This is a genomic window from uncultured Tateyamaria sp., assembly GCF_947504105.1.
In the GTDB taxonomy this organism is placed as follows: Bacteria; Pseudomonadota; Alphaproteobacteria; order Rhodobacterales; family Rhodobacteraceae; genus Tateyamaria.
The window spans coordinates 64,925-75,175 of the sequence record NZ_CANNGP010000022.1; the positions used below are offsets into that span (position 1 = coordinate 64,925).

Consider the following 10,251-nt stretch of genomic DNA (forward strand, 5'->3'; position numbering starts at 1 on the left):
GTGACGGAACCCTACAGGAAATCGTCGCGCCGGGGCGTGAAGCTGTCGATCAGCGTCCCGGGCGCGAGGCAGACGCATCCATGTGTCTGCCCCGATGGAATGACAAAACTGTCGCCCGGGCCAACGACGCGTGTGGTGTCGCCAAGCGTGAATTCGAAGCGCCCGCTCTCCACGTAGGTGGATTGAACGTGGGGATGATCATGCAACGCGCCGATGGCGCCTTCCGCTGAGAAACGGAAGGCCACCACCATCATCTGGGGGTGGTCAGCCAGCACTTGCCGTGTGACGCCCTCGCCCGTCTGAACGACCGGATGGTTCGGAGTGCCGGTCATGAAAACAGCATGCCGCCGTTGATGTCGATGTTTGTTCCGGTCAGGAAGGCGCTGTCATCACAGGCGAGGAACAGCACCAGGTTCGCAGCATCTTCGACATGGCCCTGCCGCTTGAGCGGGGCATTCGCTTCGAACCCGCGGCGGCCCGCATCCGACGTGTGGATGTTGTGAAAATCGGTATCGATCATGCCGGGGCAAAGTGCGTTGACGCGGATGTCCGGGCCAAGCTCTTTGGCGAGGCCACGTGTCATGGTCATGACGGCCCCCTTGGACGTGGCATAGGCAACTGCGCCCGGTCCCCCCCCGTCGCGCCCTGCCTGGCTGGCGAGGTTGACGATCGTCCCTTGTGTCATGTGGGCGAGGCAGGCCTTCGTCATCAGGAATGTACTTGTCAGGTTCAAGGACATGACTGCATTCCAGTGGTCCAAATCCATCTCGACGATCGCTTTGCGCGCGATCAGGCCGCCCGCATTGTTTACAAGGATGTCCACACCGCCGAAGACCTCAACGGTCTGTGACACCAGTGCCTCAATATCCGCAGCAATGTTCAGATCGCCTTGGGCAGCGATTGCCCTGCCGCCCACCGCTTCAATTTGCTTGATCGTCTCGTTCGCGCCAGCCGAGCTGGCAAAGTAGTTTATGACGACATTGGCCCCCTCGGAGGCCAGTTTCACGGCGACAGCACGACCGATGTCACGCCCGCCTCCAGTCACGATGGCTGTTTTGCCTGCAAGTTTCATAAAAGTCTCTCCTGTCAGGGCGGGCATGGTGCGGCCCGGGGGTAGTGGTGAAAGGGGTGCCCCTGTGTCAGGGAAACGCCCCCGGCATGAGCATTCTGGGAAGCCACAAAATGATCTCTGGAACTGCGGCCAGGATGATCAGGATCGCCAGCATCGGGGCCAGGATAATCACCACCTCGCGCAGCACCTGCACGACGTTCAGCCCCCCGATGGCCGACGAGATAAGCAGACACAGCCCATAGGGAGGCGTGACCAACCCAAAAGCGAGCGAAACGATACCTATGATGGCAAAGGCGATGGGATCAACGCCACCGGCCTGCGCCACGGGCATCAGAACCGTGCCGAGAATGATGATCGTCGGGATCGCATCGATGAACAGCCCGAAGATCAGGAACAAAGCAGCGATGACAAGCGCTGTACCGAAGGGGCCAAATTCCCACGCTGTCAAGATGCTGACAATCAGACGCGGTGCGTTGTAAAAAGATAAAAGCCAGCCGAAAGCCGTTGCTGTCCCGATGGCGAACAGCGAAATGGCTGCAAACCGAGCTGTATCGTAGAGGATGAACCCAAGATCGCGAGGCTTAACAGTGCGGTAGACGAACATTCCCAACACTAGGGCATAACCCGCCGCGATGATGGCGCTTTCGGTCGGCGTGACAATACCGCCGACGATGCCACCGATAACGAAGACCGGTGTGAGCAACGCAAGCGCCGCCCCCTTCCAAGCCGCCATGAATTCGCGCCAGTTCGGCCGCGCGGTCACCGGATAGTCGCGCACCTTTGCGAAACCATAGACCGTGGCCATCAGGGCCAATCCGATCATCAGCCCGGGCACCGCACCGCCGAGGAAGAGTGCTCCAACGGACACCTGCATCACCCCACCCCAGACAATCATCAGGATGGAGGGCGGAATGATCACCCCCATCACGGAGGAGCAGGCGGTAATCGCGACGGCAAAGCGCGTATCGTAGCCCTCTTTCTGCATGGCCGGGATCAGGATCTTGCCGATTCCCGCCGCATCCGCCGTGGACGAACCCGAAATACCGGCGAACAACATGGACACGGCCACGTTCACATGCCCCAGCCCGCCGGGCATCCAGCCAGTGAGCACGCGAGCCAATTCGATCAGCCTGTCCGTGACCTTGCCGCTATTCATCAAGTTCGCTGCAAGAAGGAAGAAAGGGACAGCAAGGAGGATGAAAGAGTTGTAGGACTGGAACATCCGGTCCAGCACGATAAATGGCGTCAGGCGCAATTCGATCAACACAACCGGAACCGTAGACAGACCAAGTGCGAAGGCCACGGGAATCCGGATAACGATGAGAACAAGAAAGCCTGCAATCAACATGAGACTCGCAGTGGCGGTATCGAGGATCATCGGAAATCTCCGGCGTGTTGGCGGTACACCGCGATCTCTTGTGTAAGCTTGTAGCTGGCAAAAATGGACCAGATCACACCGACAACAGGTAGGGAGATGTGAGTAATCAAGAGGTTGGCGCGCATCATCACCGATCTTTGGTTGCTGCCAAATTCAGCGTATTCGATTCCGTATACGGCAAACAGAAGTCCGAATGTGAGGATCGCCACATGAACGATCCCGTTTTGGATCAAGCGCAAAAGGGGTCGTCTGGCATCCGGGATCACACGCACGTCGAAATGTGTTCCATCCCAGACGGCCACCATGGACCCTATCATGACGATCCATATGAAGATGAAGGTCGCTAGTTCCTCGGTCCAAAGGTACGTGGGGATCAGACCCGTATAACGAGAGATCACCTGCATCGCGACCGGGATTGCGAGAACGCCCATCAACACTCCCAGCAAGATGCGCAGACCGATGCAGAACCGATCCAGAAGTCGTCCAAACATATTCTGTCCTGTGCGGGAGTGTCCCGAAACGAGATCAACTGGGTCGGTGGGCGGCGGCCTTAGCCGGTGCCGCCCACCAAAAAGGATTACATCCCGCGGATGCGCTCAAGAAGTTCTGTCGCGCCCAGCTCGGCGGCATAAGCATCCTGTACCGGCTGTACCAGTTCAAGCATGGCTTCGCGCCCTGCGAAGTCGTGAACCTCGATCTGGCCTGCATCCGCCATGGCCTGCAGCTTTTCACCGTCCTGTCCGCTTTCCAGCGCACGACCAAACGCACCGGCTTCTGCCCCTGCTTCCATGATCGCGGTCTGAAGGTCCGTAGGCAGACCGTCAAATATCTTGGCCGACATCACGATTGGACGCACCGTGATAGTGTGCTGCGTCAACGAGATATGCGGTGCAACTTCGTAGAATTTCAGGTTCTGGATCGACGCGGCCTCATTTTCGAAACCCGCGATCACACCTGTCTGGATCGCATTGTAGACTTCATTGTATGCGATGGCCGACGGCGCGGCGCCCACGGCCGAGAATGTCTGTGCCTGAATCGGCGCGCCCATAACACGCATCCGGTGACCGGCCAGTTCTTCCATGTTGGTGATCGGTTCGGCAGAGGCAAGGTTGCGTACGCCGCCACCGTGGTAGCCCACAATGACGATACCAGCCGCTTCGCGCAGGTCGTCTTCGAGGGGTTGCAGGGCGTCCGATGACAAAACCGCATTCCAGTGATCGAGGTCACGGAACAGGAAAGGCATGTCCATCAATGGGACCGAATCCGAAAAGACAGCCATGTTGGACGGTGCGAGGATCGTGTAATCCACCGCAACCCCTTGGTTCAGGTAGGTCACGTAGTCGGATTCGACACCCAGTTCCCCGTTTAGACGCAGATCGAATGCAACATCGCCGTCATATTTGTCTGCGACGAGACGTTCGAACTCCCGCAGTGTCTGGGTAAAGGCATGGTCCTCATCGAACATGCTCGCACCCCGCAGGGTTACATCAGCCTGTACGGCGGACATGCTGCCGATCAGGACAGCGGCAGCGGTCGCTGCCTTTAGTGAAAAGTTAAACATATGAGCCTCCCGTTCATGTTCTGGTCTTCTTTTGCGGCTGCCGCCCTCCTCAGACGGACACCATGGTGGAAGGCGCAGGTGTACCAGCGAATAGATCATCGCGCGGGTCTGTACGGAAATGTCCGCTTGCCGGCCGTTCCGAGACCTCACGAGACTTCATCCTTGTCGACACTGTGGTCCTGTTCCTTCCTGAAGTGGGAACAAGCAACACGAAAACTTGGATACTAGTCAACAATAAAGTTTACATTTTGCCGAAAAATGATATTTCTCCACAAATCAGACGCCGTTTCCTCATCCGCCTGGTATGCAAAATCTAGGGGTTTCCAACCTGCGTATCTTCGGCACAATGCCCCCGACGAATTTCGGAAAGACTTCACATATGGCATCCACAGAGACCATTGATCGTGTTACAAGCACAGACCGCATCTTTGAGGAATTATACGCCCGGATCGTCGGGCTTGATTTGCTTCCCGGCACAAAGATTTCGGAAACTGAAGTCGCAAAATCCTTCGGGTATTCACGCCAACCTGTCCGCGAGGCCTTTACTCGGCTTGCGAATCTGAACTTGCTGTTGATCCGGCCCCAGCGGGCAACAATTGTTAGACCGTTCTCGCGGGATCTGATTGCGAATGCGCGGTTTGTGCGCGCCGCGATCGAGCTTGAAGTGGTGCGCAGCGCAACCCAATCGCGTGATGTTGCGATCGACGCCGATCTCAAGGCCAGCCTGCGCGCCCAGCGGGATGCAATTGCCAAAGAAGACACAAAGGCATTCCATGATCTGGACTATGAGTTTCACCGTCTGCTTTGCCGGTCCGCGCAGCGCCCCTTTGCGTTCGAGATGATTGCCGCCAACAAGGCTCAGGTCGACCGGCTGTGCATGTTGTCCCTGACCAGCATCGAAGCGATGGAAACACTGTACGAAGATCACGACGGGCTGGTGAAAGCACTGCTTGGACGGGATGCAGGTGCCGCAGATCGAATCTTACGCCAGCACCTCAACCGTCTCGACCCGATCATCGACGCGATCTACACCACGCATAAGGGCTATTTCGACGAATAGCGCCTTTCGCAGATCAAAGCCCTTGTTCCGGTCCCGAACGCGACTTTTCGAATGCTTTGGATGTGTACCGGTGTCTTCTCTGGCAGACGAAAGCGATATGTTTGGTGCGTGTGTGGCTACAGAATGGACATAAGAACACCGTGCAAAGCCGACTTATCTCAGTATCAAGGCTCAGGACTGATAGCCAATTTATGACAGTTGCCGCGAGTGCGATTGTGGACAGGAACGCCTTTGGGCATCTGTCGTATCGGGTTGCGACACGCCGCCAATGCTTGAGCCTGCCAAACATGATTTCGATACGATTACGACGTTTTTAGCGATGTTTGTCATATCTGACGGCCTTATAGCGCTGTTTTCGGCCCAAGATACAGGCCGGTATCCCTTTGTCTTTCAACGCTTCTCTGAACCGATCTGTGTAACAGCCACGGTCGCCAAGCAGCATTCGGCAAGCTGCTTGGCAGAGCCCTGGCTTCGATATAATCACTAACCCACTGACCGGCAGGGTGTTGCACAGCAATATCCCGAGAGGGATTATCACGGTCTTCTCTTCCCCATGGCTCCCTGCCAGACCGACCATTATCTGGGCGAAGATGCCTTTATCGCGCCGCCGCTTCCAACGTTTGTAGAGCATCTTGTGGGGGCCGTATTCCTTGGGAGCACCGCGTCAACGTAAGCCATGGCGATTAACGAAGATAATCCCACTCAACACCCGCCCGTCGTCAACGCGAGGCTTGCCAGGGGGCTTCGGGAGGCAGGGCTCAAGACGCGCCATCTGCACGTCAGACAACCAGAAAAGATCAAACATGTCCACTTTTTGTTCTTACAGCCGTGAAGCACGCCATCAGCCGAAAACCAATGGGGCCTGACCGTAGTAAACTAGGGGCGTCTCATACTTTCAATGAAGCATTGCGATCGTCCATTGCCTAAGCAACGCTGTTACACTCAACGTCACCCGACCAGAACAGACGGAGGATGTCCTGTTGCAAGGGCGTCGGAAGACAAGGGCTGTGCCATTGGTGGCGGCAACATGGGCCAACCAACGTGAATATTTGGGCGCGGCCGTGAGGGCGAGATCGCTTATCAGTTGCTTGGTGTATCTGACGGCGTCTCCGACCTTTTCCATGCAATGGCGCCAAGATAGTTGCCGCTCTCTACGGCATTCACAGTCAGACGCATTGGGCCATAGCCGTCAGCTTTGCGTATCTTGCGATAGTCTCTTCGGTTTCTCGCAAGTCTAATCAACCCAGAAAGCGTTAACACCAGAAAATCGCCCTCACCTTTCAGCGGGATTGTGTCTACGCCATGCCAGCCGGAAGCAAATGCTTCTTCTACCATCTCATACGGATTACGACGTGTTGGAACCGAGTGTTTCAATAAAACTCGTCCTCGTTTTTTTTGCTCAATGACGATAGTCTACCTTGGTTCTGGTAACAATGCGTAGATAGCTGACAGTATCGTGCTGAGCCTCCCCCACTTGAGTGGTCGGTCCCTATGTTTAGGACAGCGGAGGCCCATAGATGGCAACAAAGAGACCGAAGCCCGAAGAGATTGTCGTGAAGTTACGGCAGGTTTGCAACGGGTCATACCCCATAGCATGCGCCAAGCTACAACTCCGGCGAAGGTTTTGTTGGATCGGTAGGAGACAGCGGATGTCTTCTCGCATCGCGTCGATCTTGCTCGAGAGGATTTCGGCTTCGGTTTTCATTTGGGTCATATCTTTCCTTCCTGCCCAGTATTGGAATGAGAGTGGCAGGCAGCACCCTCGAGAGCTTCTTCAGCACGACTGCGGCTCTGAGGACATCGATCCGCTCGGCAAGCCGCATGTGCGTGTAGCTCTTGCTCTGATGATGAACACTGGCCTTGATCCGACAGACGCGCTCAAGCTGCGCAAAGATCAGATTGACGAAGATACGATCTGGGGCGTGCGCGGCAAGACGGGCGAAGAAGTCGCTATTCCGATCAGCGCAACATTGCAGGCGGCGTTAGACTTGTTTCCCAATCATGAGGCCGAAACTGTTCTTGCCAGCTCACGCGGTGAAGCATGGACCTACAATGGCTTTTCAACGGTTTGGCACCGTTTCAAGATCAAGCTTGAGGAAGAAGGACTGATCGAGCCAGGCCTGACGCTCAAAGGGTTGCGACACACGGTAGCCACCACACTTCGCGAAGCTGGCTTCGATGAACGCCGCATCGCCGACCTTCTAGGACAGAAAACACCCTCTATGGCACGGCACTATTCTCGTTCGACAAACCTCGCCGAAAAGAACCGCGAAACCATGGCAACTCTGGAAAAAGAAAACGAAAGACGCGCGAGGATTGTCAAACCTTCGCCGAAAAGCGTCAAACCTGACCAAAGTAAGGATCAAAGATGAGCAGTAAACTCAATAATATCAGAGAGTTATATGGTGCCCGGGGGCGGAACCTGAATTGTTTACTTTCAAATACTTAGCACTACAGAAATCTACTCTTGAGACACTTTAGAGACGTTTTACCCAAAAGGTGATTTTTATCCTATTGGGTAAATGTCTCTATTTCACACCGGGTCTGCAATCTTCTCCACGGACTCCAACGGTGTCAGCAAACGAGATACCCCCGGCGCTTTGTACCGGCCCTCTGGGCGACCCTCTAGCTGGATAACGGAGAACCCGCCGAGCGTCTGACGGGTAACGTCCGTCAGATCGTGTATGGTCAGGCTGGCGGTGGACGACGGTGCCGCGCTTGGGTGGCAACCAACCGCGAGGATACGAGCGTCACCGACTGGCTCTGGCACGACGCAACTGCTGACGCCCGCTTGCTCCGAAAGCACCACGACGACGGCGTTGAATTGGTCGCCGTTCATGTTGACCTGGAGATCGACCGGGGCCTGATCCTTGCCCGGGAATGTAACCCGTCCGCCCGCCATCTCAATCAAACCCGCGACCAGCAGCGCTGCGCCTTTGGCGCGCTCAGACCCGGGCATGGTCGCCGCCTGCTGCTGGGCGGGCGTCTTTCCCATTGTCAGCCAAACTTCGTCCACCTGGAGAACCCGCGCGATCTTGCGGATATTGTCAGGGCGTGGGCGGGCTGTGCCGTGAAACCACTTGGACATAGTGTTGGCTGAGACTGTCAGCCCGGTCTCTTTCTGGAGTTTTTCCAAGACCCAGGCTTGCCGACCGTGTGGCGACGGCGGCGCGAGGGGATGCCCCTCTACTGCGCGATTGAAGCGATGCGCAAATTCTTCGGTTGTATCAGCCACTTATTCCACTCCTAAATTGGACAACGAATTGGTTGCCTCGTTCTTTCACTCATATGTGGAATACTAACCTTTGAGCAAGAAGTTTTACCGCGCGAGTCCTCGCCCGGGGGTTGTATTCGCCTAAACTTGGTAGTTGATAGGCAACTTCTAGCTACATATCGAGAATTTTTGTGGAGATTTGGTTACTTCAACATAAACAGCGGGTTGACTTTAGGTTGAATATGGCAAAAGTTAGGCGCCTTTCGCCTCCAAAAGGTGAAGTTTCACCGCTTCGGTGATTCGATCTTGAGTCGCGCCCCGGTCTTCGAGGACCGTCATCAGGCGCTCATCGAAAGTTCCACGTGTCAAAATCATGTGGCACATCACATAGTTGGACGACTGACCGGGGCGAGGAAGTCGCGCGTTGAACTGCTGGAACAGTTCGAGACTCGAGTTGAGGCCGTACCAGACAAGGTGGTGGCCCCCGAATTGGAGGTTCATGCCGTGGCCGATGCTCGCAGGGTGCGTCAGCATCATCTGCACTTCGCCCCGGTTCCACGCATCAAGTACGCCTGGGTCGGTTGCGATTTTGGCTTTCGGGTACTTCTTCTGAATGCGGTCCTGGTCAAACTGGAACTCGTAGGCGATTAGCAGGTTGGCCCCGTTCGTCTCCGCGACAATGGAATCCAAAGCAACCAGCTTATGGTCGTGGATGTGGATCGTCTCGCGTGTCGGCGGTTCTACGTCGTTGTCAGTGCGGTGGACCGAAGATCACTTCCTCGGCCAGCGCCAACGCCTCACCTCCGCAAAAAAGCTTTCGAAAGAACGACCATAAACGAGCGACAGATCGATGATCTCGATCAAGCTGGGGCGGCGTTTGCCGTGTTCCAGCTGTGAGACCACCGTCTGATGTGTATCAAGAAGATGTGCTAGATCGTCTTGGGTATAGCCCGCTTTCTTGCGCGCTGAGCGCAAGTCGAGGGCAAATTGAGAACTCATACTTTGTACTTACTGATTAAATCCTCGTGGCGAGGATACTCAGTCTATGTTGCCAAGGAGCCTGTATCTAGCAGGCAAGGTATGGTCTGACATTATGGGTTCGGCGGGAGCGTGCATTTCAGGACGAACATATCGTGCAGTGCGGGTGCGCGGAACCGGACCCCTAATGGGTCCGGCAACCAACGAACATTGGCAACAGCGTGTTTGTCTCTGCAAAGACGAAAGAACAGGGCTCAGCAACATCTCGCGACTGATGCTTCTAAGCCCCGGAGAGCGGCTGAACTAGCCGAGGCTGGATACCTAGTATACGCGTCCCAAACATAAATCTTTCAGCGCAGGACATATTGCGCCACTTGGCAAGGGTGGTGGCTAGGAGCCAACGCATTGTGAAAGTCATCGACGTGGCGAAGCAATCGATCATCGAATTTTTTCAGACGGTAGCTTTACGAGCAGCTGCCAAACAACGAACATGTTGCACAATCCACGCGTGGTCCGAACTAGTGCTTTAAGTCACTCCATAGAAGTGAAAGAGGCCCACTTGGCGATCCGCCCCTTTTTGACTTTACTTAACGATCAAAAGGTCTTCGAGCGTTTTGCCATTTGCAAGCGCCTCCTTGACCCAGTTGGGTTGGCGGCCTTTGCCAGTCCAGGTTTTGGCCGGATTTTCGGGGTGGCAGTATTTGGGTGCTGATTTAGTACTTTTGGTTTTTGTGCCGCCAGTCAACTCGCTCAGGCTGAAGCCCATCTCTGCCGCTTTTGCTTCTACGGCTGCCAGCGCTTCCTTGCGCTTACGTGCCTCAAAGCTCTCGATGGCCTTAGTCGCTTTCTTCTGAATGTCCTTCAGCTCGTCCAGCGAAAGCGCGTCCCAATTTATGTCCTTCATAGTTTGTCTGTCTGACGTCAGCGCCTATGGGTCCAAATAGCGGTATTTGCTAAGAGAGGGTTTGTTGCTCATCGTGGCCACCAA

12 protein-coding genes and 1 pseudogene are annotated in these 10,251 nt (G+C 55.5%); 2 read left to right on the plus strand and 11 right to left on the minus strand.

The genetic code is table 11. The annotated features are described in order from the left end of the window. Positions 1–11 precede the first annotated feature (11 nt). From Q1A75_RS14125 to Q1A75_RS14145, 5 genes are all read right to left on the minus strand, one after another. Positions 12–332, minus strand: a complete 321-nt coding sequence (locus tag Q1A75_RS14125; protein ID WP_299211619.1) for a cupin domain-containing protein — start codon at positions 330–332, stop codon at positions 12–14. After that, positions 329–1,072, minus strand: a complete 744-nt coding sequence (locus Q1A75_RS14130) for a 3-oxoacyl-ACP reductase family protein (RefSeq protein WP_299549967.1) — start codon at positions 1,070–1,072, stop codon at positions 329–331. Before Q1A75_RS14130 ends, Q1A75_RS14125 begins: the two co-directional genes overlap by 4 nt. Positions 1,073–1,139: 67 nt before the next feature. Then, the gene (locus Q1A75_RS14135; RefSeq protein ID WP_299549964.1) at positions 1,140–2,450 is read right to left on the minus strand and encodes a TRAP transporter large permease; all 1,311 of its coding nucleotides are present in this window, start codon (positions 2,448–2,450) and stop codon (positions 1,140–1,142) included. Beyond that, positions 2,447–2,941 carry a TRAP transporter small permease subunit gene (locus tag Q1A75_RS14140; RefSeq protein ID WP_299549961.1) on the minus strand — a complete coding sequence of 165 codons (495 nt, stop codon included), beginning with the start codon at positions 2,939–2,941 and terminating at the stop codon, positions 2,447–2,449. The genes Q1A75_RS14135 and Q1A75_RS14140 overlap by 4 nt, the downstream gene beginning before the upstream one ends. 86 nt (positions 2,942–3,027) lie before the next feature. Further along, the gene (locus tag Q1A75_RS14145) at positions 3,028–4,011 is read right to left on the minus strand and encodes a TRAP transporter substrate-binding protein (protein WP_299549958.1); all 984 of its coding nucleotides are present in this window, start codon (positions 4,009–4,011) and stop codon (positions 3,028–3,030) included. 379 nt (positions 4,012–4,390) lie between these two features. Here Q1A75_RS14145 and Q1A75_RS14150 point away from each other — a divergent pair, with 379 nt between their 5' ends. Next, the gene (locus tag Q1A75_RS14150) at positions 4,391–5,071 is read left to right on the plus strand and encodes a GntR family transcriptional regulator (RefSeq protein ID WP_299549955.1); all 681 of its coding nucleotides are present in this window, start codon (positions 4,391–4,393) and stop codon (positions 5,069–5,071) included. A gap of 181 nt (positions 5,072–5,252) precedes the next feature. Here Q1A75_RS14150 and Q1A75_RS14155 read toward each other — a convergent pair. Together Q1A75_RS14155 and Q1A75_RS14160 are read right to left on the minus strand one after the other, a co-directional pair. After that, positions 5,253–5,876, minus strand: a pseudogene (locus Q1A75_RS14155) (transposase); the annotation flags it as partial. 275 nt (positions 5,877–6,151) lie between these two features. Next, on the minus strand, positions 6,152–6,406 hold the full coding sequence (locus tag Q1A75_RS14160) for a hypothetical protein (RefSeq protein WP_299549952.1): 255 nt from the start codon (positions 6,404–6,406) through the stop codon (positions 6,152–6,154). A 314-nt stretch (positions 6,407–6,720) separates the two neighbouring features. On the opposite strand from Q1A75_RS14160, the gene Q1A75_RS14165 reads away from it, so the two are divergent. Beyond that, positions 6,721–7,443, plus strand: coding sequence for a tyrosine-type recombinase/integrase (locus tag Q1A75_RS14165; protein WP_299549949.1), 723 nt, complete (start codon positions 6,721–6,723; stop codon positions 7,441–7,443). Positions 7,444–7,604: 161 nt separating this feature from the next. Here the strand turns inward: Q1A75_RS14165 and Q1A75_RS14170 are convergent, their stop codons facing one another. The 4 genes from Q1A75_RS14170 to Q1A75_RS14185 form a co-directional block, all read right to left on the minus strand. After that, positions 7,605–8,306, minus strand: coding sequence for a helix-turn-helix domain-containing protein (locus Q1A75_RS14170; RefSeq protein ID WP_299549946.1), 702 nt, complete (start codon positions 8,304–8,306; stop codon positions 7,605–7,607). Positions 8,307–8,537: 231 nt separating this feature from the next. Continuing rightward, on the minus strand, positions 8,538–8,975 hold the full coding sequence (locus tag Q1A75_RS14175; protein WP_299549943.1) for a hypothetical protein: 438 nt from the start codon (positions 8,973–8,975) through the stop codon (positions 8,538–8,540). An 81-nt stretch (positions 8,976–9,056) separates the two neighbouring features. Further along, on the minus strand, positions 9,057–9,284 hold the full coding sequence (locus tag Q1A75_RS14180) for a helix-turn-helix transcriptional regulator (protein WP_299549940.1): 228 nt from the start codon (positions 9,282–9,284) through the stop codon (positions 9,057–9,059). Positions 9,285–9,846: 562 nt separating this feature from the next. After that, positions 9,847–10,167 carry an H-NS histone family protein gene (locus tag Q1A75_RS14185; protein WP_299549937.1) on the minus strand — a complete coding sequence of 107 codons (321 nt, stop codon included), beginning with the start codon at positions 10,165–10,167 and terminating at the stop codon, positions 9,847–9,849. Between the last annotated feature and the right edge of the window lie 84 nt (positions 10,168–10,251).

Excerpts from the sequence above, each read along its gene's own strand:
- Q1A75_RS14125 (WP_299211619.1), bottom strand. The coding sequence starts at position 332 with ATGACCGGCACTCCGAACCATCCGGTCGTTCAGACGGGCGAGGGCGTC.
- Q1A75_RS14130 (WP_299549967.1), bottom strand. The coding sequence starts at position 1,072 with ATGAAACTTGCAGGCAAAACAGCCATCGTGACTGGAGGCGGGCGTGAC.
- Q1A75_RS14135 (WP_299549964.1), bottom strand. The coding sequence starts at position 2,450 with ATGATCCTCGATACCGCCACTGCGAGTCTCATGTTGATTGCAGGCTTT.
- Q1A75_RS14140 (WP_299549961.1), bottom strand. The coding sequence starts at position 2,941 with ATGTTTGGACGACTTCTGGATCGGTTCTGCATCGGTCTGCGCATCTTG.
- Q1A75_RS14145 (WP_299549958.1), bottom strand. The coding sequence starts at position 4,011 with ATGTTTAACTTTTCACTAAAGGCAGCGACCGCTGCCGCTGTCCTGATC.
- Q1A75_RS14150 (WP_299549955.1), top strand. The coding sequence starts at position 4,391 with ATGGCATCCACAGAGACCATTGATCGTGTTACAAGCACAGACCGCATC.
- Q1A75_RS14160 (WP_299549952.1), bottom strand. The coding sequence starts at position 6,406 with ATGGTAGAAGAAGCATTTGCTTCCGGCTGGCATGGCGTAGACACAATC.
- Q1A75_RS14165 (WP_299549949.1), top strand. The coding sequence starts at position 6,721 with ATGTCTTCTCGCATCGCGTCGATCTTGCTCGAGAGGATTTCGGCTTCG.
- Q1A75_RS14180 (WP_299549940.1), bottom strand. The coding sequence starts at position 9,284 with ATGAGTTCTCAATTTGCCCTCGACTTGCGCTCAGCGCGCAAGAAAGCG.
- Q1A75_RS14185 (WP_299549937.1), bottom strand. The coding sequence starts at position 10,167 with ATGAAGGACATAAATTGGGACGCGCTTTCGCTGGACGAGCTGAAGGAC.